We start from the raw sequence: 23,602 nt of genomic DNA on the forward strand, positions 1-23,602 counted from the left end.
AGGCGCACGGTGCGGTGGTCCTGGCCGGATGAACCGGCCGGTCCGCACAGCACCGTTCGCGAGAAGACGGCACAAAGGTACCGTTCGGGCAGATGGCCCGTATGCGGTGTCTGACAGCCCTGACGCCCCCCAGGGCTCACACGATCCTTACACCTCGTCCCCACAACTGGAAGTCACAGTTTGGGAGTTGGCGGGACGATTGGCGGGCAAAGCGGCGCACTTCGCCCGCAGGAGATCGCGCGGCGGCGCGTCATCACGGCCCCGTGAGGGCGGCGCGGGGGCAGGCGGGGCCGCGGACGCACCGGAGGGCGGCACCCGTGCTCGACGGGGTGCCGCCCTCCGAAGGGGTGGAACCGGTGGCTACTCCTGCGCGGAGCCGCCGAGGTGGTGCACCCGGACCATGTTGGTGGTGCCGGGGATGCCGGGGGGCGAGCCGGCCGTGATGACCATGATGTCGCCCTCGTTGTAGCGGTTGAGCTTGAGCAGCTCGGCGTCGACCAGGTCGACCATCGCGTCGGTGGAGTCCACGTGCGGGACCACATAGGTCTCGACGCCCCAGCTCAGCGCGAGCTGGTTGCGGGTGCCCGGGTCCGTGGTGAACGCGAGGATCGGCTGGCAGGTGCGGTAGCGCGACAGGCGCCGCGCGGTGTCGCCGGACTTGGTGAAGGCCACCAGCGCCTTGCCGTTGAGGAAGTCCGCGATCTCGCAGGCCGCGCGGGCCACCGAGCCGCCCTGGGTGCGCGGCTTCTTGCCCGGCACCAGCGGCTGGAGGCCCTTGGACAGAAGCTCCTCCTCGGCCGCCTCGACGATCTTCGACATCGTCTTGACCGTCTCGATCGGGTACGCGCCCACCGAGGACTCGGCGGAGAGCATGACCGCGTCCGCGCCGTCCAGGATCGCGTTGGCGACGTCGGACGCCTCGGCGCGGGTCGGCCGCGAGTTGGTGATCATCGACTCCATCATCTGGGTCGCCACGATCACCGGCTTGGCGTTGCGGCGGCAGAGCTCCACCAGGCGCTTCTGCACCATCGGGACCTTCTCCAGGGGGTACTCCACCGCGAGGTCGCCACGGGCCACCATCACACCGTCGAAGGCGGCGACGACGCCCTCCATGTTGGCGACGGCCTGCGGCTTCTCCACCTTGGCGATGACCGGCACCCGGCGGCCGACCTCGTCCATGACCTTGTGGACGTCCTTGACGTCGTCGGCGTCGCGGACGAAGGAGAGCGCGACCAGGTCGCAGCCCATCCGCAGGGCGAACCGCAGGTCCTCGATGTCCTTATCGGACAGCGCCGGGACGTTGACCGCCGCACCGGGCAGGTTGATGCCCTTGTGGTCGGAGATGACACCGCCCTCGATGACGATGGTCTTCACCCGGGGGCCCTCGACCGAGACGACCTTGAGCTCGACGTTGCCGTCGTTGATCAGGATCGGGTCGCCCTTGGCCACGTCGCCCGGCAGACCCTTGTAGGTCGTGCCGCAGATCGACTTGTCGCCCGGGACGTCCTCGGCGGTGATGGTGAACTCGTCCCCGCGGACCAGCTCGACCGGGCCCTCGGCGAACTTCGCGAGGCGGATCTTGGGACCCTGGAGGTCGGCGAGCACGCCCACCGCGCGGCCCGTCTCCTCGGCGGCCTTGCGGACCCGGTCGTAACGGGCCTGGTGCTCGGCCTGGGAGCCGTGGCTGAAGTTGAAGCGGGCCACGCTCATGCCGGCCTCGATCAGAGCGACGAGCTGCTCATGAGAGTCGACGGCGGGGCCCAGGGTGCAGACGATTTTGGAACGGCGCATAAGGCGGATCCTATCGGTTTGTTTCGCTACGGAATATTCCGTCTGGTGGAATGTACAAATGGGCGGGGTGACGCTCAGGTGTCGTCCAGACAAACCGGAATCCGGTCAGGAATTCGGGACCGGGGTGACCAGCGCATACGTCTGCTGGGCGATTTCCAGCTCCTCGTCCGTCGGCACCACGGCCACCGCGACCCTGGCGTACTCCGGCGAGATCAGCCGCGCGGCGTCGGACCGTACGGCGTTGAGCTCGCCGTCCACCGCGAGGCCCAGCTCCTCCAGACCCGCGACGGCCGCCTCCCGCACCGGGGCCGCGTTCTCGCCGACGCCCGCCGTGAACGCGATGGCGTCCACCTTGCCGAGCACGGCGTAATAGGCGCCTATGTACTTCTTCAGACGGTGAATGTAGATGTCGAAGGCGAGTTGCGCCTTCTCGTCGCCCTCGTCGCAGCGGCGGCGGATCTCCCGCATGTCATTGTCGCCGCACAGCCCCACCAGGCCGCTCTTCTTGTTGAGCAGCACGTCGATGTCGTCCGCCGACATTCCGGCGACGCGCTTGAGGTGGAAGGTGACCGCCGGGTCGATGTCGCCGGAACGGGTGCCCATGACCAGGCCTTCGAGCGGGGTGAGCCCCATCGAGGTGTCCACGCACCGCCCACCGCGGACCGCCGACGCCGAGGCCCCGTTGCCCAGGTGCAGCACGATCACGTTGACGTCCTCGGGCGCCCGCCCCAGCAGCTTCGCCGTCTCGCGCGAGACGTACGCGTGCGAGGTGCCGTGGAAGCCGTAGCGGCGGATGCGGTACGCGTCGGCCGTCTCCACGTCGATCGCGTAGCGCGCCGCGGACTCCGGCATCGTCGTGTGGAAGGCGGTGTCGAACACCGCGACCTGCGGCAGATCCGGGCGCAGCGCCTGTGCGGTGCGGATGCCGGTGATGTTCGCCGGGTTGTGCAGCGGGGCCACCGGCACCAGGCGCTCGATCTCGGCGAGCACCTCCTCGGTGATCACGGTGGGCGCGCTGAACTTCAGCCCGCCGTGCACCACCCGGTGCCCGATGGCCGCCAACTCCGCGGAATCCAGGCCGAGTCCATCGGCCGCCAGCTCCTGCGCGACCGCCTTGAGCGCGGCCTCGTGGTCGGCGATCGGGCCGTTCTGCTCGCGTGTGCCGCCACCCGTCGCCAGCGGGGTGTGCTTGAGCCGCGAGGTCTCCTCGCCGATCCGTTCGACGAGCCCGACGGCCAGACGCGAGGCGTCCCGCATGTCGAGCAGCTGGTACTTGACCGACGAGGAACCGGAGTTGAGCACGAGGACACGCGTGCCCTGGTTGGCGGTGGTCATGCGGAGGCCTCCTGCTCCTGCGCCTGGGCCTGGATGGCCGTGATGGCGACGGTGTTGACGATGTCCTGGACGAGGGCGCCGCGCGACAGGTCGTTGACCGGCTTGCGCAGACCCTGGAGCACCGGGCCCACGGCCACGGCGCCGGCCGAGCGCTGCACGGCCTTGTAGGTGTTGTTGCCGGTGTTGAGGTCCGGGAAGATCAGCACGGTCGCCTGCCCGGCCACCTCCGACTCCGGCAGCTTGGTCGCGGCGACGGACGGCTCCACGGCCGCGTCGTACTGGATCGGGCCCTCGATCTTCAGGTCGGGCCGTGCCCCGCGCACCAGCTTGGTGGCCTCGCGCACCTTGTCCACGTCGGCGCCGGAGCCGGAGGTGCCGGTCGAGTACGACAGCATCGCGATCCGCGGGTCGACCCCGAACTGCCGGGCGGTGGCCGCCGCCTGCACCGCGATGTCCGCGAGCTGCTCGGCGTCCGGGTCCGGGTTGACCGCGCAGTCGCCGTACACCAGGACCTTGTCGGCCAGGCACATGAAGAAGACCGAGGAGACGATCGAAGCCTCCGGCTTAGTCTTGATGATCTCGAAGGCGGGGCGGATGGTGGCGGCCGTGGAGTGCACCGAGCCCGACACCATGCCGTCGGCCAGGCCCTCCTGGACCATCAGCGTGCCGAAGTAGTTCACGTCCGCCACCACGTCGTACGCCAGCTCCACCGTGACGCCCTTGTGGGCGCGCAGCTGGGCGTAGCGCTCGGCGAAGCGCTGGCGCAGCTCGGAGGTCTGCGGGTCGACGATGTCGCACTTGAGGACGTCGATGCCGAGGTCGGCGGCCTTCTTGCGGATGGCCTCCACGTCGCCGAGCAGCGTCAGGTCGCAGACGTCGCGGCGCATCAGGACGTCGGCCGCGCGCAGCACCCGGTCCTCGGTGCCCTCGGGCAGCACCACCCGGCGCCGCAGCGCGCGGGCCTGCTCCAGCAGGACGTGCTCGAACATCATCGGGGTGACCCGGCCGCTGCGGGCCACCGAGACGCGGCGCAGCAGGTCGGCGGTGTCCACGTACCGCTCGAAGAGGCCGAGCGCGGTCTCCGCCTTGCGCGGGGTCGCCGCGTTCAACTTGCCTTCCAGGGCGAAGAGTTCCTGCGCGGTGGGGAAGGAGCCGTGGCTGACCGCGACCACCGGGGTGCCCGGCGCGAGCCGGTCGGCCAGCGTGAGGATCGCCTCGCCGGGCCGCTCGTCGAGGGTGAGCAGGACGCCCGCGATCGGCGGGGTGCCCGCGCTGTGCGCGGCCAGCGAACCGACGACCAGGTCGGCCCGGTCGCCCGGGGTCACCACGAGGCAGCCCGGGGTCAGGGCGTTGAGGAAGTTGGGCAGCATGGCGCCGCCGAAGACGAAGTCCAGCGCGTCGCGCGCGAGCCCCGAGTCGTCCCCGAGCAGCACGGTGCCGCCCAGGGCCGCGGCGATCTGGGCGACGGTGGGCGCCGAGAGGGCGGGCTCGTCCGGCAGGACGTAGCAGGGCACCGGGAGCCGGGCCTCCAGGCGCTCCGCGATCTCGTGGCGGTCGGCCGGGGCGACCCGGTTCACCACCATCGCGAGCACGTCGCAGCCGAGCACGTCGTAGGCCCGGTGCGCGTTGCGCGCCTCGGCCCGTACCGACTCCGCGGTCTGGCCCTTGCCGCCGACCACCGGGATCACCGAGGCGCCGAACTCGTTGGCGAGGCGGGCGTTGAGGGCCAGCTCGTCGGGGAGCTGGGTGTCGGCGAAGTCGGTGCCGAGGACCAGGACGACCTCGTAGTCACGGGCCACCCGGTGGAATCCCTCGACGAGCCGGGAGACCAGTTCGTCGGTACCCTTCTCCGCCTGGAGCGCGGCGGCCTCGTGGTAGTCCATCCCGTACACCGTGGCCGCGTCCTGCGCCAGCCGGTAGCGGGCGCGGAGCAGGTCGAACAGGCGGTCCGGTCCGTCGTGCACCAGGGGGCGGAAGACGCCCACCCGGTCCACCTGGCGGGTCAGGAGCTCCATGACTCCCAGCTCGATGACCTGGCGGCCGTCTCCCCGGTCGATCCCGGTCACGTACACGCTGCGCGTCACGCGTGCTCTCCTGTTCTGCATCGCGGGAAATTGTCCATATAGGGCGGTCTTGCCCTCTTGACAATACCTCTGCGGATGGATAGGACGCCCGCCGGACGAAAGGCCCGGCGGAAGGGTCGGAAGACCCACCGTCCATGATGGTCGGAGTAGCAGGATGGGCGGGTGGCGCACGGTGCGTGGGACAATCTGAATTGCTCACGTTACGGATGATTAGGGCGTGACGTCCCAGGACCAGCGAAGCAGGAGATTCACCACGATGCGCATCGGAGTACTCACCGCAGGCGGAGACTGCCCCGGCCTGAACGCAGTGATCCGGTCGGTCGTGCACCGGGCCGTGGTCGGCCACGGCGATGAAGTCATCGGATTCGAGGACGGGTTCAAGGGCCTGCTCGACGGTCACTACCGTCCGCTCGACCTCAACGCGGTGAGCGGCATCCTCGCCCGCGGCGGCACCATCCTCGGCTCGGCCCGCCTGGAGCGCGACCGGCTGCGCGAAGCGTCCGAGAACTGCGCCGAGTTGGCGACGCGTTACGGGATCGACGCGCTCATCCCGATCGGCGGCGAGGGCACGCTCACCGCGGCCCGGATGCTCTCCGAGGCGGGCATGCCCGTCGTCGGCGTGCCCAAGACCATCGACAACGACATCTCCGCCACCGACCGCACCTTCGGCTTCGACACCGCGGTGGGGGTGGCGACCGAGGCCATCGACCGTCTGAAGACCACCGCCGAATCGCACCAGCGCGTCATGGTCGTCGAGGTCATGGGCCGGCACGCGGGCTGGATTGCCCTGGAGTCCGGCATGGCCGGCGGCGCCCACGGCATCTGTCTGCCCGAGCGGCCCTTCCAGGTCGACGACCTGGTCAAGATGGTCGAGGAGCGCTTCTCGCGCGGCAAGAAGTTCGCGGTGATCTGCGTCGCCGAGGGCGCGCACCCCGCCGAGGGGTCGATGCCGTACGAGAAGGGCGCGATCGACCAGTACGGCCACGAGCGCTTCGCCGGCATCGGCAACCGCCTCGCCGTCGAGCTGGAGCGGCGCCTGGGCAAGGAGGCCCGCCCCGTCATCCTCGGCCACGTCCAGCGCGGCGGCGTGCCGACCGCGTACGACAGGGTGCTCGCCACCCGCTTCGGCTGGCACGCGGTGGAGGCCGTGCACCGCGGCGAGTTCGGCAACATGACCGCGCTGCGCGGCACCGACATCGTGATGGCCCCGCTGGCGCACGCGGTCACCGCGCTCAAGACGGTTCCGGACAACCGCATGTACGAGGCGGAATCGGTCTTCTAGCGCGCACACCGGGCGGCGCCGCGGGAACTACCCGTGGGCCAGGTCCCAGAAGCGGTCCACGATGCGGTCGAGGAAGTCCCGTCCGGCGTCCCCGGTGTCGTTGTCCGAGCCCCAGTTGAGCGTGGCGACCATGTGCGACTGGTACTCGGTGTGCAGCTGGTCGAGCACCCCCTCCACATGCTGCCTGGAGAGCGGCAGCAGTTTCGTGGTCGGCTTCACGTACGCCTGCCAGCGCGTGGTCACCGCGCTGCGCAGCAGTTCGGCGAGGTCCTCGTTCTGGCCGGTGGCGGTCACGTAGTCGCGCAGCGGCAGCTGGAGCAGATCGGCGAGCGCCGCCGACTGGCGTTCGTTGCCGCGCCAGCGCCCCGCGTCCTCCATGCGCCGGTAGGCCCCGGCGTCGAGCCCGACCCGGCGGGCCATGTCCTCGATGCCCAGGCCGCGGGCGAGCCGGTGCTCGCGCAGGGTCGAGGCAGCGGCCATCAGATCGCCGGGGGAGCACCACAGGACGCCGGCGAGCGCGGTCAGCTCCTTGGACCCGGGCGCCGCGAGCCCCCGCTCCCACGCCATCACGGTGTCCGGTGAGACCACGAGTCCGTACTGGGCGCGCATGCCGTAGGCGACATGGCCGGGAGCCATGCCCAGGGCTTCACGCAGGCGGCGCGCCGCGGGGGCATTGAAGGGTGGGGTGGGGTGCACGCGCACACCGTAGGACGGTAAGTGACATCTGCCTACGGTGTGTTCCACCAAAGAAGGTGAATTGGAGGAAAGTACGGTTTTGGTGGCGTCCGGGTTACTTAAGGGTTCGGTAAGCGTCCGCTCGCCACCTCACCCCTTCACCGCTCCGGCCAGTGCGAAACCTCCGCCCAGCCGCCGCGCGATCAGCACGTACAGCAGCAGCACCGGGGTGGAGTACAGGATCGAGAAGGCGGCCAGCTGCCCGTAGACCACCGAACCGTGATTGCCGAAGAACGTGAAGATGGAGACGGACGCCGGGAGCTTGTCGGGAGAGAGCAGCAGCATGAAGGGCACGAAGAAGTTCCCCCAGAGCATGATGAAGGTGTAGACCGTCACCACGGTCACCCCCGGGCCCATCAGCGGCAGCACCACCCGCACCAGGGCCTGCGGCACGGACGCCCCGTCCGTCCAGGCGGCCTCCTCGACACTGCGGGGCACCCCGTCCATGAAGTTCTTCATCAGCCAGACGGCGAACGGGAGTTGGGCGGTGGCCAGGAACAGCGCCGTGCCGTACGTGGTGTCGACCAGGTTCACCCGCACGAAGAGCCCGTACACCGGGACCATCACCGCCGTGATCGGCAGACAGGTGGTGAACAGGATCGTCAGCAGGTACGGACGGGTCAGACGGGAGCGGTGGCGCGAGAGCGGGTACGCCGCGAGCACCGCGCACACCACCGTGACCAGCGTCGAACTCCCGCACAGGACGAGGCTGTTGAGCATCGGCGCATAGGTGATGTCGGGGGTCAGGACGGCCGTGAAATTGTCGGCGGTCGCCGAGCCGGGGACGCGCACCCGCAGATCGGCCCCGCTGTCCACCGAGGCGAGCAGCAGCCACAGCAGCGGAACCGCGAAGCCCGCCGCCACCGCGAGCAGGGCCGCGTCGGCGGCCAGGCGCTGCCGCATGCGCCGCCGCGCCCGGCCGGACCCGGCGCTCACACCTCCACCCTCAGCAGCCGCAGGTAGACGACCGAGAACAGCGAGCCGACCAGGAGCAGCAGCAGCGCGACCGCCGTGCCGTACCCGAGCAGGCTCTTGGAGAACGCCTGGTCGTACATGAACACCGGGAGCGTACGGCTGCGGTCGCCGGGTCCACCGCGCGTCATCGCCCAGATGAGCCCGAAGACCGAGAGGGTCTGGAGGGTGTTGAGCATCAGGCTGGTGCCGATGGAGCGCCGGATCATCGGCAGCGTGATGTGCCAGAACCGGCGTACCCCGCTCGCCCCGTCCACCTCGGCCGCCTCCACGACGTCGCCCGGGATCTCGGCGAGCGCGGCCGAGTAGATCAGCATCGAGAACGCGGTGCCGCGCCACACGTTCGCGAACGACACCGCCAGGATCGGCAGCGTGAACAGCCAGTTCTGGGTGGGCAGATGGAGGAATCCGAGGACCGCGTTCAGCGTGCCCTCGCGCCGGAAGAAGGCGTACAGGACGAAGGCCGCCACGATCTCCGGCAGCACCCAGGCCGTGACCACCAGCGCCCCCGTCGCCGTGCGCACCGGGCGCGAGGCCCGCCGCATCAGGACGGCGAGCGCCAGGCCCAGGGTGTTCTGGCCGAGCAGTGAGGACAGCACGGTGAACACCAGTGTGAGCCACACCGCGTTGCGGAAGGCCGGGTCGGCGAAGGCCCGCCGGAAGTTGGCGAGGCCCACGAAGTCGACGGCCGAGGAGCCGGTCAGCCGCATGTCGGTGAAGGCGAGGTACCCGCAGTAGGCGATCGGACCGCCGAGGAACAGCGCCAGGAGCAGGGTGGCGGGGGCGAGCGGCAGCAGGCGCAGCGCCCGCGCCCGTACCCGCACCCCGGGCGTCGTCAGGGGGCCGCGCGGAGCCGCCGCGGGCGCGCTCAACCGGCGTCCTCGGCAAGGGACGTGACGTGTGCGTCGTACGCCTTCGCGGCGTCCGCGACCGCACCGCCGGTGGTCACCGACTCCATCGCCTCGCCGATCGCCGCCGACACCCGCGGATAGACCGCGAGGGCGGGCCGGTAATGGGTGTCGGCGACCAGGCCCGTGAAGAAGGTGACGCCCGGAGTGGAGCGCCGGTAGGCCGGGTCGGCCGCCACGTCGTCGCGCACCGCGATCTGGGCGTCCGCCACGTCCCACTTCACCGCGTTCTCCTTCGTCTGGAGCGTCTTGACGAAGTCGAAGGCGAGGCCGGGGTTGGCCGCCTTCGCGGGGACCGCCCACGTCCAGCCGCCCGACATCGAGACCCGGCCCGGCGCCTGGCCGTACTGCGTCGGCATCGCCGCCTGGCCGAGGGTGCTGGACCAGGCGGGCCACGGCCGGGGCCCCTTGTCGATCCAGTTCTGACCGAGCCAAGACCCGTCGAGGGCGATGGCCAGCTTGCCGCCCGGCATCCAGTCGGTCGCCACCCGCGTGCCGACGTTCGGGTCGAGGGCGTCGGACGGGTCGGGCCCGAGCTTCTCCGCGTACACCGTGCGGACGAAGTCGAGGGCGTCCCGGAAACCCCGCGACCCCGTCACCCAGCTCTTGGCCGCCGGGTCGTACAGCGGATCCGGGCCCGTCCCGTACAGCAGCATCTCGAAGCCCTGCATCGCGGCGGCCTCGCCCGCCGCCCTGCCGGTGTAGACGTTGAGCGGGACGACCCCGGGAACCTTGCGCCGCACGGCGCGGGCGGCGTCCAGCACCTGCGCCCAGGTCCTCGGCCGCCAGTCGGCGGGCAGGCCCGCCTTCGCGAAGATCTGCCGGTTGAACCACAGCCCCCGGGTGTCGGTGCCGTCCGGCACCCCGTACGTCCGGCCGTCCGCGCCCCTGGCCGCCGCCTTCGCGGTGCCGGCGAACCGGCTCCACTGGTCCCAGCCCGCCAGCAGATCGTCCAGCGGGCGGAGGTAACCGGCCCCGATGTCGGAGCTGAGGCGGAAGGTGTCCTCGTAGACCAGGTCCGGGGCGGTCTTCGGTGAGCGCATCATCTGCTGCACCTTGGTCGCGTAGTCGTCGTCGGAGGCCTGGATCGGCACCAACTCGGCCTTCTTGCCCGGGTGTTGCTGCTCGAACTGCTTCCTTACCGATTCCAGGAAGGCGTCCTTGAAGCGGATCGTGTTGTCGGTGGAGCGGTTGTACGCGATGCGCACCGTGTCGGCGTCACGGCCGGGGCCCCCGCACCCGGCGAGCGCCCCGGCGGCGAGGGCGGCGGCAAGGATCAGGGGGAGCCGGTGGCGGGCTCCCGTGCGGCGCGGGCGGAAGCGGGAACCGGGGGCGGTGGGGCGCACGGGCACGACCTCCTCGGGCCGGGCGTGCGGCCATGGCCACGGCCGCACGGTGGCTGCCCGGTGAACGTAGGCGCGCCCGGTGGCCGGGTCAACCCCGCCCCGCGCGCCCGTGCGAGACTCAACCGCCGTGCCGGGATGGCGAGTTGAGCCAGCGGTACTGGAGCTCCGGGCGCCCGATCTGGCCGTACTGCGGGGTGCGCTCGGCCCGCCCCGAGGTGACCAGGTGCTCCAGGTAGCGCCGGGCGGTGATCCGCGAGATGCCGACCGCGACCCCGGCCTCCGCCGCCGTCACGCCCCGCGGCGCCTCGCGCAAGGTACGGGTCACCGCTCGCAGGGTGGGGGCGCTCAGGCCCTTGGGCAGCGCGGAGGGCTGCGGGGCGCGCAGCGCGGCCAGGGCGCGGTCCACCTCTTCCTGGCCGCTCGCCTCGCCGGCCGCCGCCCGGAACTCCGCGTAGCGCACGAGCCGGTCGCGCAGCGTGGGAAAGCTGAACGGCTTCAGCACGTACTGCACCACCCCGAGCGAGACGCCCTCGCGCACCATCGCCAGATCGCGGGCCGAGGTCACCGCCACCACATCGGCGCCGTGCCCGGCCGCCCGCAGCGAGCGGACGAGCTGGAGTCCGTGGCCGTCGGGCAGATACAGATCGAGCAGCAGCAGATCCACCTCGGTGCGCTCCAGGGCGCGCAGCGCCTCGGCCCGCGAGTGCGCGACCGCCACCGCCGTGAAACCCGGCACCCGGCCGACGTAGAGCCGGTGCGCCTCGGCGGCGACCGGATCGTCCTCCACGACCAGCACTCTGATCATGCCCGTACTCCCTGCTCCAGGGGCAGCCGCACGGTGAACTCGGCACCCCCGTAAGGGCTTTGGCCGAGACCGATGGTGCCGCCGTGCCGGGCGGCGGCGAGCCGCACCAGGGCGAGGCCGAGGCCGCGCCCCGGGCTCTTGGTCGACCAGCCCCGCTCGAACACGGCCTCGGTGGCCGCCGGATCGATCCCGGGCCCGCTGTCCGCGACCCGCACCAGGAGCTGCCCGTCCTCGGTGGTGAGGGTGACGGCGACCTCGGCGCGGGCGCTGCCCTGTGCCGCGTCCACCGCGTTGTCCAGCAGGTTGCCGAGCACGGTGACCAGATCGCGGGCGGGCAGGGTGTCCGGGAGCAGGCCGTCGCCGATCGCGCTGCCCTCGGTGAGCACCAGCTCCACGCCCTGCTCGTGGGCCTGGGCCGCCTTGCCGAGCAGCAGCGCGGCCAGCACCGGCTCGCCGACCGCCGTCACCACCTGGTCGGTGAGCGCCTGGGCCAGCTCCAGCTCGGCGGTCGCGAACTCGACGGCCTCCTCGACCCGGCCCAGCTCGATCAGCGACACCACCGTGTGCAGCCGGTTCGCGGCCTCGTGCGCCTGCGCCCTGAGCGCCTGGGTGAAGCCGCGCTCGGAGTCCAACTCGCCTGACAGGGCCTGGAGTTCGGTGTGGTCGCGCAGGGTCACCACGGTGCCGTGCCGGTCCCCGGAGGAGACCGGCCGGCTGTTGAGCACCACGATCCGGTCGGCCGTCATGTGCACCTCGTCCACCCTCGGCCCGCGGGCGAGCAGCGCGCCGGCGAGGGCGGCGGGCAGCCCGAGGCCGGCCACCGGCCGGCCCACCGCGTCCTCGCCGAGCCCGAGCAGCTCCCGTCCGCCGTCGTTGATCAGCGCGATCCGCCGCTGCCCGTCGAGCATCAGGAGTCCCTCGCGCACCGCGTGCAGGGTGGCCTGGTGGTAGTCGTGCATCCGGCTCAGCTCACCCGCGTTCATGCCGTGCGTGTGCCGGCGGAGCCGTGCGTTGATCACATACGTGCCGAGCCCGCCGAGCGCGAGCGCCCCGCCCGCCATGACGGCGAGTGCCACCAGCTGTTTGCGCACCTGCTCGCTGATCCGGTCGATGGTGATGCCCGCACTCACGAGCGCCGTGATCCGGCCATGATCGTTCGGATCGCGTACGGGGGCCACGACCCGTACCGAGGGCCCGAGCACTCCCATGTGGACCTCGTCGAACGTCGCGCCGCGCAGGGCGGGGCCGGTGTCCCCGAGGTACTTCCTGCCGATCTCGCCCGGCACGGGGTGCGTCCAGCGGGTGCCGTCCGGCGCCATGACCACCACGAAGTCGACGCCGGTCGTGGTGCGCAGCGTCTCGGCGTACGGCTGGAGCGCGGCCGTGGGGTCCTGGGTGCGGGCCGCCGCCACCACCGCGGGCGACGCGGCGACCGAGGTCGCGGTGGCGATGGCCTGGCGGCGCGCGGTCTCCTCGGCCTGGCGGCGGTCGGTGACGTACGAGAAGAGCGCGCAGCCCGCCACGATCGCGGCGACCAGGACGACCTGCATGGCGAAGAGCTGGCCGGCGAGGGAGCGGGGTCCGGGAAGACGCATCCGGTAAGTGTGCTGGCTGGATCTGCATGAACGAAATGCACGTAACGGTGACCGGCGTCACAGCGTGCTGGATAGTCGCGGGGATCGCTGAATCGGGCCGTCGGGACACGGCCGCAGCCGCAACCGAGGAGGAACCCCCGTGGCAGAGCCAGCCGCCGCCCGCCGGGAACGCACCCACTACCTCTACCTGGCCGTGATCGGCGCGGTGGTGCTCGGCATCGTCGTGGGCTTCGCGGCGCCGGGGGTCGCCGTCGAGCTGAAGCCGATCGGCACCGGGTTCGTGAACCTGATCAAGATGATGATCTCGCCCATCATCTTCTGCACCATCGTGCTCGGCGTCGGCTCGGTGCGCAAAGCCGCCAAGGTCGGCGCGGTGGGCGGCCTCGCCCTCGGCTACTTCCTGCTCATGTCGACGGTGGCGCTCGCCATCGGACTCCTGGTCGGCAACCTCCTGGAGCCCGGCTCGAGCCTCCACCTGACCGAGGCGGCCCGGCACGCGGGCGCCAAGCAGGCGGCCGGCGCGAGTGAGTCGACGGCCGACTTCCTGCTCGGGATCATCCCGAAGACCATGGTGTCCGCCTTCACCGAGGGCCAGGTCCTCCAGACCCTGCTGATCGCCCTGCTCACCGGCTTCGCCCTCCAGGCGCTCGGCTCGGCCGGACAGCCGGTGCTGCGCGGCGTCGAGCACATCCAGCGCCTCGTCTTCCGCATCCTGGCGATGGTGATGTGGGCCGCGCCCGTCGGTGCGTTCGGCGCCATCGCGGGGGTGGTCGGCGAGACCGGCGTGGACGCCCTGAAGGCCCTCGCGGTCATCATGATCGGCTTCTACATCACCTGCGCCGTCTTCGTCTTCGTCGTGCTCGGCGCGATCCTCCGGCTGCTGACCGGCGTGAACATCTTCAGCCTCCTGAAGTACCTGGCCAGGGAGTTCCTGCTGATCCTGTCCACGTCCTCGTCGGAGTCGGCGCTGCCGCGCCTCATCGCCAAGATGGAGCACCTCGGGGTCAGCCGCTCGGTCGCCGGCATCACGGTGCCGACCGGCTACTCCTTCAACCTGGACGGCACGGCCATCTATCTGACGATGTCCTCGCTGTTCATCGCCAACGCGATGGGCAAGCCGCTGGCCGCGGGCGAGCAGATCTCGCTGCTCCTCTTCATGATCATCGCCTCGAAGGGCGCGGCCGGCGTCACGGGCGCGGGTCTGGCCACCCTGGCCGGCGGCCTCCAGTCGCACCGCCCCGAACTGGTCGACGGCGTGGGCCTGATCGTCGGCATCGACCGCTTCATGAGCGAGGCCCGCGCGCTGACCAACTTCGCGGGCAACGCCGTCGCCTGCGTGCTGGTCGGCACCTGGACGAAGGAGATCGACCGGGCCAGGGTCGACGAGGTCCTCGCGGGCCGCCTGCCCTTCGACGAGGCGATGCTGACCGCGGGCGAGCCGGAGCTTCCGGAGCAGCGCGACGAGCCCAAGTCGGCTTCTGTCGTGGGGAGTTGACGTCCGTCTCGCTCAGCCGCACGCCGCCGTCCGCAGGCAACGGGACGGCGGCATCGGTGTCTTCGGGTCCGGGCCGCGGGCGTCAGCTGCCCAGGTTCTTCACCGCCTCGTAGTACGTCCACGCCGTCGCGTTGCACGACGCCTTCTTCGCCGTGCCGTACGCGCTGCACACGCGCTTGAGGTCCTCGTACAGGGCGCTGTCGACGCGGGCCTTGTTGGCGGGGAACTGGCCCGCCGCCTTGTAGTTGCGGTACCCGAAGTCATGCCGGGCACAGGACGACTTGAACGGGAAGCCGAAGGGGTTGTCGGGGGACTTCGAGCAGTAGTCCGTCGACCAGTCGAAGCCGTACGCCGCCCACTTGGCCTGATTGGCGCGCGCGGCCTGGAACGCGTTCGAGCTGCTTGCGCTGGTCTGCGTGAAGGAGGCGAGTACCTGCGCCTTGTCGGCCGGGGCTGCCTGGGCGGGGGCGGTGGCGAGGGCGGCGATGGCGAGTGCCGCGGTCGCGGTCACGCTCAGGGTGGTACGACGGCGCATCCTGAACCTCCGTGGGGCGAGGGGCGATTGACGTGCCGTCACTCTGTCCCCACGGACTGTGCCCGCGCTACAGATTCACTGGAGGCTGAAAAACACTGCGCGGGACGGCCGCCCCGGCGCCCGACGGGCCGCGGTTAGCGGCTCAGCGCCGCCGTCACGATCTCGGCCGTACGGGACGCGGGGACGCCCGCCGAGAGCAGCAGGGTCGTCGCCGCCGAGCGGCCCGCCTCGGGCGCGGCCAGCGCGCCCTCGTTGACCGCCTCCATGAGCCCGAACAGGGCCTGCTCGTGCACATAGGCGAGCGCGGCGGGTGGCAGCGGGGAGGTGAACACCCCGGCGCTCAGCCCGCGTTGGAGCAGATCCACGCACTCCTTGCGGACCGGCGCGAGGCGCTGCTTGAGGCCGGCCATGGTGACGCTGCGCTGGGCCAGGGCGACCAGGAGGCGGTAGCGGTCGGCGATCTCCCAGACCGCGAGGGTGGCCCGGGCCAGTGCCTCGGCCGGGTCGGTGACGCCCTCGCGCCCCTCGCGGTGGGCGTCCGCGACGGTCTCGGCCGCCTCGTCCACCAGCGCCGAGATCAGCGCGTCCCGGCTCGGGAAGTGCCCGTACACCGTGCGCCGCACGACGCCCGCCGCCCGCGCGATCTGGTCCATCGACGCGTCCGGGTCGTGCACCAGCTCGGCGAAGGCCACCTCCATGATGCGGCGGCGGTTCGCGTCGGCGCGGCCCCCCGAAGGGGCGGCAGGGGTAGCAGTCACAGCCCCATTTTGCACAGCGCCGTGCAGGGGCGTAAATTGCACAGCAGTGTGTAATTGCACAGCGATGTGCAAGTAGATCTTCCGGAGGGAGTCCCGGACTTCCCCCGGTGCAAGGCCGAGAAAGGGTGGGACATCGTGGGTCTCGTCATCAACCAGCCCGTCGAGAAGATGGGGGCGCCCTACCGGCGGCGGTGGTGGGCGCTGCTCGTGCTGTGCCTCAGCCTGCTGATCATCGTGATGGCCAACACGGCGCTCACGGTGGCGGCCCCCGACATGACCAAGGACCTGGGGCTCAGCAGCTCCGACCTCCAGTGGGTCATCGACGGCTACACCGTTCCCTACGCGGCGCTGATGCTGCTGCTCGGCGCGATCGGCGACAAGTACAGCCGCCGGGGCGCGCTCGTGCTCGGGCTCCTCGTCTTCGCGGGCGCCTCCGTGGCCGGCTCGCTCGTCGACAGCTCGGCCGGGGTCATCGCCTCGCGCGCCGTCATGGGCGTCGGCGCCGCGCTGATCATGCCCGCCACCCTGTCGCTGCTTGCCTCCACCTTCCCGCGCGGCGAACGCGCCAAGGCGATCCTGCTGTGGACCGCGACCGCCGGCATCGCCATCGCGGCCGGCCCGCTGGTCGCGGGCGCCCTGCTGGAGAACCACGGCTGGGCCTCGACGTTCCTCATCAACGTGCCCGTCGCGCTGCTCGCGGTGGTCGGCGCGTTCGTCCTCGTACCGCCGTCCAAGGCCGCCCACCACGACCGCATCGACTACGTCGGCGGCCTGCTCTCGGTGGTCTCCGTCGGCGCGCTCGTCTACATGATCATCCAGGGCCCGCACTTCGGCTGGGACGCCAAGGCGATCGGCGCCGCGGTCGTCGCCGGCCTCGGCCTCGTGCTCTTCGTCCTGTGGGAGCTGCGCCACCCGCGGCCCGTCCTGAACGTGCGCCGCTTCGCGCACCGCATGTTCTCCGGCTCGCTGCTCGCCGTCGCGCTGTTCTTCCTCGCGGTCTTCGGCGCCTTCTACTTCCTCACCCAGCACCTCCAGTTCGTGCTCGGCTACACCCCGCTGGAGACCGGCGTCCGCATGCTGCCGCTGGCCGGTGCCGTCTTCGTGGGCTCGGCCCTGACCGGGTTCCTCACCCCGCGGCTCGGCATGAAGGTCACGGTCAGCGCGGGCATGGTCGCCGGTACGGTCGCCCTCGCACTGCTCACCCGCGTGGACGCCACCTCGGGGTACGGCGACTTCCTGGCCCCGCTGATCATCCTCGGCGTGGCCATCGGGCTCGCCCTGTCGCCCTGCACCGACGCGATCATGGGCGCCTTCCCGGAGGCCGAACTCGGGGTCGGCGGCGCGGTCAACGACACTTCGCTCGAACTCGGCGGCTCGCTCGGCATCGCCATCCTCGGCTCGGTGCTGGCCAAGTCGTACTCCTCGCACCTCGCGGACGCGACGGCCGGCACCAAGCTCCCCGCCTCCGCGCTGAGCACCGCGCAGGACTCGGTGGGCGCCGGGTACGCCGTCGCCCAGGGCATCGGCGAGCAGGCCAAGCAGCTCGGCGCCCAGGCCCTGCACGCGGGCTCCCCGCAGCAGGCGGCGCAGCTCAAGGCGCAGGCCGAGCAACTGGCCGCCGGCGCCCAGCAGATGAGCCACGCGGTCGGCTCGGCGTTCTCCGACGCGGTGGCCCGCACCAGCCTGATCGGCGCGGTGATCCTCGGCGTCGGCACCGTCCTGGTCGCCGTCCTGCTGCCGCGGCGCGGTCAGGGCGAAGCGCAGAGCGGCGGTGCCGAGCGGGAGCCGGAGCGCGAGACGGCCGCGACCGGCGTCTGACGCCCGCCCCCCACCCCGAGGTGTCCGCCCGCACTTCGCCGCTTGCCTTGACGTCGGCGTGAAGGCTTACGGTCCTTCGTATGCGCATCGGCGAACTCGCGGCGCGGGCGGGCACCACCACCCGCACGCTGCGTTACTACGAGTCGCGCGGCCTGCTGGCCGCGCGGCGCACGGACAACGGCTACCGCACGTACGACGAGGACGACCTGCGGATGCTCCAACAGATCCGGACCCTTCAGGACTTCGGGTTCGAGCTGGAGGAGACCCGTCCGTTCGTGGAGTGCCTGCGGTCCGGCCATCCCTCCGGGGACAGTTGCCCGGCGTCGCTCGCGGTCTACCGCCGCAAGCTGGCCGAGCTCGACGTGCTGATCGGCGAACTCGGCTCCGTACGGGACCGGGTCCGCGACGAACTGGCGCGGGCCGAGGCCCTGGCGGTGGCGCAGGCGGCGGACGCCCCGCCGCCGCGCTGCGAGCTGAGTTCGGACGGGCCCGCCGACGCGCACCGGATCCGCCCGGACACGGGTGACGAGGAGTGAGGGGATGACGCGATGATCAAGGCAGCAGGGGTGGACGAGGTCACGGACGAGACGTTCGCCGACGAGGTGATGCGGCCGGGGCTCCCGGTGCTGGTGGAGTTCACCGCCGACTGGTGCCCGCCGTGCCGGCAGATCGCGCCCGTCCTGAGCGCGCTGGCCGAGGAGGAGGCGGACCGGCTGAAGATCGTCCAGTTGGACGTGGACACCAACCCGCTGACGACGACCCGCTACGGCGTCCTGTCGATGCCCACCCTGATGGTCTTCGTCGACGGGGAACCGGTGAAGTCGATGGTGGGCGCCCGGCCCAAGCGCCGGCTGCTCCAGGAGCTCGAAGACGTCCTCTGACGAGGAAACGTCCTTCGCGCGGGAACCGCCTGACGCGGGCCCAGCTCGCGGGCCCGAGCAAAGAAAAATGCCCCGGATGAATTGACATCCGGGGCATTCTCTCGCGTATATTAGGCGTTTCGTGTCTGGCTATTACAGCAGCACGAGTAAAGCCTTATGGAAGCACTGTACCGCGTCAGGAGTGGAATTGTCAACCGAGGAATTTCGGAAGGAACAGCAATTCATCACCGACCTCTACACCCGCCTCGACGAGCTGCGGGACCAGGCCGAACGGGCCGTGCGGTCGGCGTTGACGCAGGTCGGGACCGGTCAGCAGGCTCGGCTTGAGCGGGACGTCATGGTCGCCGAGCAGTCCGGCCTGCTCGGCGCGCTCAACTCCGGGGAGAACGGGCTGTGCTTCGGAAGGCTCGATTTCCAGGACGGCACCGCACATCATGTGGGCCGGATCGGAATTCGCCGGAATGACCGGGAGCGGACGCCCCTGGTGATCGACTGGCGGGCCGAAGTGGCCCGGCCGTTCTATCTCGCCACGGGCCATTCACCGATGGGCCTGCGCCGCCGGCGCCACATCACCACCGAGGGCCGCACGGTCACCGCGCTGCACGACGAACTCCTCGACCTGAGCGACACCGAGCGCACCGGACACGAGGGCGCCAACGCCGACGAGGTGCTGCTCGCCGCGCTCGACGCCGCCCGCACCGGGCGCATGCACGACATCGTGCAGACCATCCAGGCCGAGCAGGACCGCATCATCCGCGCCCCGCACCGCGGCGTGCTCGTCGTGGAGGGCGGCCCCGGCACCGGAAAGACCGTCGTCGCGCTGCACCGGGCCGCCTACCTCTTGTACGAGTACCGGGAGTTGCTGGCCCGCCGCGCCGTGCTCGTCGTCGGACCCAACCCCGCGTTCCTCGGCTACATCGGCGATGTGCTGCCCTCGCTCGGCGAGACGGGCGTCCTCCTGTCGACGATGTCCGAGCTGTTCCCCGGGGTGCACGCGACCGGTAGCGACACGCCCGGGGCGGCCGAGGTCAAGGGCCGCGCCGCCATGGCCGACGTGCTCGCGGCGGCCGTGCGGGACCGCCAGACCGTGCCCGAGCGGGCCATCGAGGTGCCGCACGACGGATACGGCACGCTCCAGCTCGACCGTGCGATGGCCGAGGACGCCCGGTGGCGGGCGCGCGAGAGCGGCCTGCCGCACAACCTGGCCCGGCCGCACTTCGCCTTCCACATCATCGACGCGCTCACCGCGCAGCTGGTCGAGCGCATCGGCGCCGACCCCTTCGGCGGGCCCAACCTGCTCGGCCCCGACGACGCCGCGCAGATGGGCAAGGAGATCGCGACCAGCGGCGAGGTGCACGCGGCGATCGCCTCGCTCTGGCCGCACCTGAACCCGCGGGACTTCCTGGCCGACTTCCTCGCCGAGCCCACTCATCTCCCGGACGAGGAAGCCGAGTTGATCCGCCGCGAGGGCGGTGAGTGGACCCCCGGCGACGTGCCGCTGCTCGACGAGGTGGCCGAGCTGCTCGGCGAGGACGACAGCGCGGCGCGCGCCGCCGCGGAGGCCGAGCGCCAGGAGCGGATCGCCTACGCGCAGGGCGTGCTCGACCTCTCCGCCGGCTCGGAGTCGTACGAGTTCGAGGACGAGGAGTCCGAGCTGCTCGCGGCGCACAACATCATCGACGCCGAGCGGATGGCCGAGCGCCACGAGGAGGCCGACCACCGCAGCGCCGCCGAACGCGCGGCGGCCGACCGGACCTGGGCGTTCGGCCACATCATCGTGGACGAGGCGCAGGAGCTCTCGGCGATGGCCTGGCGGCTGCTGATGCGACGCTGCCCGACCCGTTCCATGACCCTGGTCGGCGACCCCGCGCAGACCGCCGAAGCGGCCGGGGTGGGGTCCTGGGAGCGCATCCTCGCCCCGTACGTCGCCCCCGGCAGTTGGGAGCACGTCCGCCTCGGCGTCAACTACCGCACCCCCGCCGAGATCATGACGGTCGCGGCCGAGGTGTGCCGGGCCGCCGACCCGTCCTTCGTCCCGCCGAGCTCCGTCCGCTCCACGGGGGTACGCCCCTGGGCCCGCCGCGTCACCCCCGAAACCCTCGCCACGGCGGTGTCCCAGGCGGTGGCCACCTCCCGCGACACCGGCCGCCTGGCGGTCATCGCCCCGGCGCCCCTGCACCCCGCCCTCCGCGAGGCCGTCCCCGAGGCGTCCTTCGGCCCGGTCCCCGACCTGACGAGCGAGGTCGTCCTCATCGACCCCCGTCAGGCCAAGGGCCTGGAGTTCGACACGGTGCTGGTGGTGGAGCCGGGGGAGTACGGGGTGAGCGACCTGTACGTGGCCCTGACCCGGGCGACGCAGCGCCTCGGTGTGCTGCACACGGCCCAACTGCCGGGCACGCTGAGGGGGTTGGAGCCCCGGTAGGCCCTACCGAGCCGTGCCCCCTTCTCTTCAGGCGCCGCCGTCCTGCTTGGCCAGTGCTATGAGGGTGGTGAAGGCGGAGGGGGTGAGGGTGAGGGTGGGGCCGTCGGGGTTCTTGCTGTCCCGGACGGGGATGATGTGGTGGGTGTGGGCGAGGTTGGTGGCCACTTCTACGCACTGGCCGCCGTTGTCGCTGTAGGAGGACGTGCACCAACGGGGGTTCGGCTCGGTTGTCACGGGTTCCCTTTCGCGATCGCTGCGCCGGGGGCGGGCTCCCTCGGGGCCCGGAGGGGAGGGGCCCGCCGTGAAATGGGCTACGCGGTGCCGCCCTGCTTGGCGAGTTCTATGAGGGCGGTGAACGCGTGGACGGACAGGGTGAGGGTGGGGCCGTCCGGGTTCTTGCTGTCGCGGACGGGGACCACGCCGTGGGTGGGAACGAGGTTGGCGGCGACCTCGACGCACTGGCCGCCGTTGTTGCTGTACGAGGACGTGAACCAACGGGGGGTCGCTTCGGTTGTCACAGGGCGCCCTTTCGTATGTCTCTGATCATGGCCACGGATGCCGCCTGGGAATGCGCTTCGGCCTGTAGCTGATGGTAGGCGGTCAACATGGGCAGTACGCCGGTGCTTTCGCGTTCGAGATGGCCGCGCTGAGAGGACTCGGCGTACGACATGAGCGAGCGGTCCGCGAGGGTCAGCACCGTCACCGGGAGGTCGAACGGCCGTCGTTCCCCCATGGCGAACGGGGCGATCTGGAACACCGTGTTGGGGAGTTCTGCGAAGGCGAGGAGACGGTCGAACTGGGCGGCCATGACGGCCGGTTCACCGATGGACCGGCGCACGCAGCTCTCGTCCAGGACGACGAACAGCAGGGGCGGTGAGTTCCTGACGAGCGCCGCCTGACGCTCCGCCACCAGCGCCACGCGCTCACTGGCCTGCTCTGGCGTGATCGCTCCGCGCTTGACGGCGCCCGCGGCGAGGACCGATGCGTACTCGGGCGTCTGGAGCAGGCCGGGCACGACGCCGACCTCGTACAGCCGGATCTCCGCCGCCCGGCTCTCGTGCCCCACGTACTCGGGGAAGCCCTCCAGCAGCGCGCCATGGCGGATCTCGCGCCAGTCCCGCTCGAAGGTGTCGAGCACGCCGACGAGTCCCAGGGCGATGTCGGCACTTCGCGCGAAGCGAAGAGTAGGCATCTTGCGACCGGTTTCCACGGCGGACACATGCGTACTGGAGTAACCGATGTGGGCGCCCAGCTCCTCCTGCTTCCATCCGCGTGCCTCGCGCATCCCGCGCAGACGGGCCCCGAACGCCGCCTGCGGGCTGCTGTCCGGCTCCAACTCCTTCCGGTTCACGCCCCCTTCACCAGCCTTCCGTGCTTAGCCGACACGTTGAGTGAATGCCGACTCTAGGCCACGCTCACTCCCGTCGGTAGCCGTTTCGCTACGGAGAGGAGTCGTCCGTGTTCGGGAACCGGAGCGCTCACGAGGGGCCCAGTCCAGAGGTGCTCAGGGCCGTACTGGCCGGTCTGCGCAGGCGGTTGGAGCCGGAGGAGCAGGCCCTGCCCGAGGTGCTGCCCGTCCCCGGGTGCGACATCTGCCGGGCGGCCAGTGGTGCGCGGGCCGGGGCGCACATGGCGGGGAGCCCCGTCGCCGTCCGCCAGGCGACCCACATCATCCGAAGCCATCCGCACGGTGCGGGCGCCTTCCTCAACCTGGACGCATGGGAGTTGGCGGAGTTCGCGCGACCCCGGCCGGGGTCGGTCGACCCCCGCGTGTGTGCGGAATGCGCGCTGATCAAGCTGCTCGCGGTGGAGGTGGTGGCGGCGGACAGCCGGGCGCTGGCCGCGCGCTGGGCGGAACTCGCCTATCGGCACGCGGAGTTGGGGCACCCGTCGGACCGCCGCCGCACGCAGCGCCGGCCGGGGAGCAACTCTCCGACCCCCTGACAGCGAGGGGCAGTGCGGACGACCATGACGGCATGGAACGACCGAGGCGAATGATCGAGTGCGGGGACTTCGTCCTGCGCAGTTGGCGGGGGCAGGACGACTTCGCCGCTGCGTGCCGATTGATCGAGGAGTCGCTGGACCACTTGCGCCCCTGGGAGCCGTGGGTCGCCCGTCACAGTGCGGAGCGCACCCGGGACTTCCTCGCGATCTCCGAGGCGAAGTGGGTGAGTGGTGACGTGTACAACTACACGATGGCCCAGGACGGCGCCCTCCTGGGCATGTGCCAGACGTACCGCGCGCCGGAGCCCGGGGGGAGGCGCATCGGGTACTGGCTGCACCCGGCCGCCACGGGCCGGGGCATCGCGACGCGGGCGGCGGCGGCCCTGGCGGAGGAGATGTTCGCCCTGCCGGACGTGGAGTACCTGGAGATCGTGCACGACCTGTCCAACGCCGCCAGCGCGGCGATACCGAACCGGCTGGGCTTCACGAAGATCCGACAGGAACGGAGCACGCTGCCGCCGGCGCCGTCGGGGAGCGGGACGGAGGTGGTGTGGCGTTTGGGCCGGCCGGGGGAGCGGGTGGGGCGGCTGTGAGGTGCGGCGGGGGTCGGAGTGCCCGGGGCGAGGTGTGGCGGGCCCGGGTCGAGTGCGGGCCGTGGTCGCTTCTCGCGCAGTTCCCCGCGCCCCTAAAGCCGTCGGTTGAGTGCGGGCCGTGGTCGCTTCTCGCGCAGTTCCCCGCGCCCCCAGCAGGGTCGGTGCTGGGCAGGACCAGGTCACCTCGGCCCTTCCTGCGCGGTTCCTCGCGCCCCCAGCAGGGTCGGTGCTGGGCAGGACCAGGTCACCTCGGCCCTTCCTGCGCGGTTCCTCGCGCCCCCAGCAGGGTCGGTGCTGGGCAGC

Annotated in this window: 22 protein-coding genes; 8 read left to right on the forward strand and 14 right to left on the reverse strand. The window is 71.4% G+C overall.

The annotated features are described in order from the left end of the window. Nucleotides 1-360 precede the first annotated feature (360 nt). From pyk to pta, 3 genes are all read right to left on the reverse strand, one after another. The gene (pyk, locus tag ACGF3I_RS22975; RefSeq protein ID WP_393134834.1) at nt 361-1,791 is read right to left on the reverse strand and encodes a pyruvate kinase; all 1,431 of its coding nucleotides are present in this window, start codon (nt 1,789-1,791) and stop codon (nt 361-363) included. A 105-nt stretch (nt 1,792-1,896) separates the two neighbouring features. Next, nucleotides 1,897-3,126 carry an acetate kinase gene (locus tag ACGF3I_RS22980; protein WP_393134837.1) on the reverse strand — a complete coding sequence of 410 codons (1,230 nt, stop codon included), beginning with the start codon at nt 3,124-3,126 and terminating at the stop codon, nt 1,897-1,899. Next, the gene (gene pta / locus ACGF3I_RS22985; protein ID WP_393134839.1) at nt 3,123-5,210 is read right to left on the reverse strand and encodes a phosphate acetyltransferase; all 2,088 of its coding nucleotides are present in this window, start codon (nt 5,208-5,210) and stop codon (nt 3,123-3,125) included. Before pta ends, ACGF3I_RS22980 begins: the two co-directional genes overlap by 4 nt. A 256-nt stretch (nt 5,211-5,466) precedes the next feature. Here pta and ACGF3I_RS22990 point away from each other — a divergent pair, with 256 nt between their 5' ends. After that, nucleotides 5,467-6,492, forward strand: a complete 1,026-nt coding sequence (locus ACGF3I_RS22990; protein WP_393134842.1) for an ATP-dependent 6-phosphofructokinase — start codon at nt 5,467-5,469, stop codon at nt 6,490-6,492. 27 nt (nt 6,493-6,519) lie between these two features. On the opposite strand, the gene ACGF3I_RS22995 is transcribed toward ACGF3I_RS22990, so the two are convergent. From ACGF3I_RS22995 to ACGF3I_RS23020, 6 genes are all read right to left on the reverse strand, one after another. Then, a complete protein-coding gene (locus tag ACGF3I_RS22995) occupies nt 6,520-7,188 on the reverse strand; it encodes a helix-turn-helix domain-containing protein (protein ID WP_393134845.1) in 669 nt (222 codons plus the stop codon). 129 nt (nt 7,189-7,317) lie between these two features. Then, entirely contained in the window at nt 7,318-8,130 is an 813-nt protein-coding gene (locus ACGF3I_RS23000) for a carbohydrate ABC transporter permease (protein WP_393134980.1), read from the reverse strand. Between the two features lie 29 nt (nt 8,131-8,159). Beyond that, the gene (locus ACGF3I_RS23005; protein WP_393134848.1) at nt 8,160-9,071 is read right to left on the reverse strand and encodes a carbohydrate ABC transporter permease; all 912 of its coding nucleotides are present in this window, start codon (nt 9,069-9,071) and stop codon (nt 8,160-8,162) included. Beyond that, nucleotides 9,068-10,453: an extracellular solute-binding protein gene (locus ACGF3I_RS23010; RefSeq protein ID WP_393134851.1), complete on the reverse strand. Its 1,386-nt coding sequence runs from the start codon at nt 10,451-10,453 to the stop codon at nt 9,068-9,070. The genes ACGF3I_RS23005 and ACGF3I_RS23010 overlap by 4 nt, the downstream gene beginning before the upstream one ends. 118 nt (nt 10,454-10,571) lie before the next feature. Next, nucleotides 10,572-11,258 (reverse strand): response regulator, encoded by a 687-nt coding sequence (locus tag ACGF3I_RS23015; protein WP_393134854.1) that lies wholly within the window; start codon nt 11,256-11,258, stop codon nt 10,572-10,574. Next, on the reverse strand, nt 11,255-12,853 hold the full coding sequence (locus tag ACGF3I_RS23020) for an ATP-binding protein (protein ID WP_393134857.1): 1,599 nt from the start codon (nt 12,851-12,853) through the stop codon (nt 11,255-11,257). The genes ACGF3I_RS23015 and ACGF3I_RS23020 overlap by 4 nt, the downstream gene beginning before the upstream one ends. Before the next feature lie 139 nt (nt 12,854-12,992). Between ACGF3I_RS23020 and ACGF3I_RS23025 the strand changes: the two genes are divergently transcribed. Beyond that, nucleotides 12,993-14,348, forward strand: a complete 1,356-nt coding sequence (locus ACGF3I_RS23025; protein WP_393134860.1) for a cation:dicarboxylate symporter family transporter — start codon at nt 12,993-12,995, stop codon at nt 14,346-14,348. An 82-nt stretch (nt 14,349-14,430) separates the two neighbouring features. Here the strand turns inward: ACGF3I_RS23025 and ACGF3I_RS23030 are convergent, their stop codons facing one another. Next, the gene (locus ACGF3I_RS23030) at nt 14,431-14,883 is read right to left on the reverse strand and encodes a phospholipase (protein WP_393134862.1); all 453 of its coding nucleotides are present in this window, start codon (nt 14,881-14,883) and stop codon (nt 14,431-14,433) included. A gap of 134 nt (nt 14,884-15,017) precedes the next feature. Next, complete coding sequence (locus ACGF3I_RS23035) at nt 15,018-15,581, reverse strand: TetR/AcrR family transcriptional regulator (RefSeq protein WP_393134982.1); 564 nt, start codon at nt 15,579-15,581, stop codon at nt 15,018-15,020. A gap of 228 nt (nt 15,582-15,809) precedes the next feature. Between ACGF3I_RS23035 and ACGF3I_RS23040 the strand changes: the two genes are divergently transcribed. From ACGF3I_RS23040 to ACGF3I_RS23055, 4 genes are all read left to right on the forward strand, one after another. Then, nucleotides 15,810-17,459, forward strand: a complete 1,650-nt coding sequence (locus ACGF3I_RS23040) for an MFS transporter (RefSeq protein WP_393134984.1) — start codon at nt 15,810-15,812, stop codon at nt 17,457-17,459. A gap of 80 nt (nt 17,460-17,539) precedes the next feature. Beyond that, nucleotides 17,540-17,995, forward strand: coding sequence for a MerR family transcriptional regulator (locus ACGF3I_RS23045; protein ID WP_393134863.1), 456 nt, complete (start codon nt 17,540-17,542; stop codon nt 17,993-17,995). A gap of 12 nt (nt 17,996-18,007) precedes the next feature. Further along, on the forward strand, nt 18,008-18,340 hold the full coding sequence (trxA, locus tag ACGF3I_RS23050; protein WP_393134865.1) for a thioredoxin: 333 nt from the start codon (nt 18,008-18,010) through the stop codon (nt 18,338-18,340). A gap of 187 nt (nt 18,341-18,527) precedes the next feature. Continuing rightward, nucleotides 18,528-20,762, forward strand: coding sequence for a HelD family protein (locus tag ACGF3I_RS23055; RefSeq protein WP_393134867.1), 2,235 nt, complete (start codon nt 18,528-18,530; stop codon nt 20,760-20,762). A gap of 27 nt (nt 20,763-20,789) precedes the next feature. Here the strand turns inward: ACGF3I_RS23055 and ACGF3I_RS23060 are convergent, their stop codons facing one another. The 3 genes from ACGF3I_RS23060 to ACGF3I_RS23070 form a co-directional block, all read right to left on the reverse strand. Then, nucleotides 20,790-20,996, reverse strand: coding sequence for a DUF397 domain-containing protein (locus tag ACGF3I_RS23060; protein WP_393134869.1), 207 nt, complete (start codon nt 20,994-20,996; stop codon nt 20,790-20,792). Between the two features lie 77 nt (nt 20,997-21,073). After that, nucleotides 21,074-21,280, reverse strand: a complete 207-nt coding sequence (locus ACGF3I_RS23065; protein WP_393134871.1) for a DUF397 domain-containing protein — start codon at nt 21,278-21,280, stop codon at nt 21,074-21,076. Further along, entirely contained in the window at nt 21,277-22,113 is an 837-nt protein-coding gene (locus tag ACGF3I_RS23070) for a Scr1 family TA system antitoxin-like transcriptional regulator (RefSeq protein ID WP_393134873.1), read from the reverse strand. The genes ACGF3I_RS23065 and ACGF3I_RS23070 overlap by 4 nt, the downstream gene beginning before the upstream one ends. A 107-nt stretch (nt 22,114-22,220) precedes the next feature. On the opposite strand from ACGF3I_RS23070, the gene ACGF3I_RS23075 reads away from it, so the two are divergent. Both ACGF3I_RS23075 and ACGF3I_RS23080 read left to right on the forward strand, forming a co-directional pair. Beyond that, nucleotides 22,221-22,706: a hypothetical protein gene (locus ACGF3I_RS23075; RefSeq protein ID WP_393134875.1), complete on the forward strand. Its 486-nt coding sequence runs from the start codon at nt 22,221-22,223 to the stop codon at nt 22,704-22,706. Nucleotides 22,707-22,738: 32 nt separating this feature from the next. Further along, on the forward strand, nt 22,739-23,299 hold the full coding sequence (locus tag ACGF3I_RS23080; protein ID WP_393134877.1) for a GNAT family N-acetyltransferase: 561 nt from the start codon (nt 22,739-22,741) through the stop codon (nt 23,297-23,299). The last annotated feature ends 303 nt before the right edge of the window (nt 23,300-23,602 follow it).

Origin of the sequence: Streptomyces sp. NPDC048111, assembly GCF_043202815.1 — a bacterium.
Classification (GTDB): domain Bacteria; phylum Actinomycetota; class Actinomycetes; order Streptomycetales; family Streptomycetaceae; genus Streptomyces.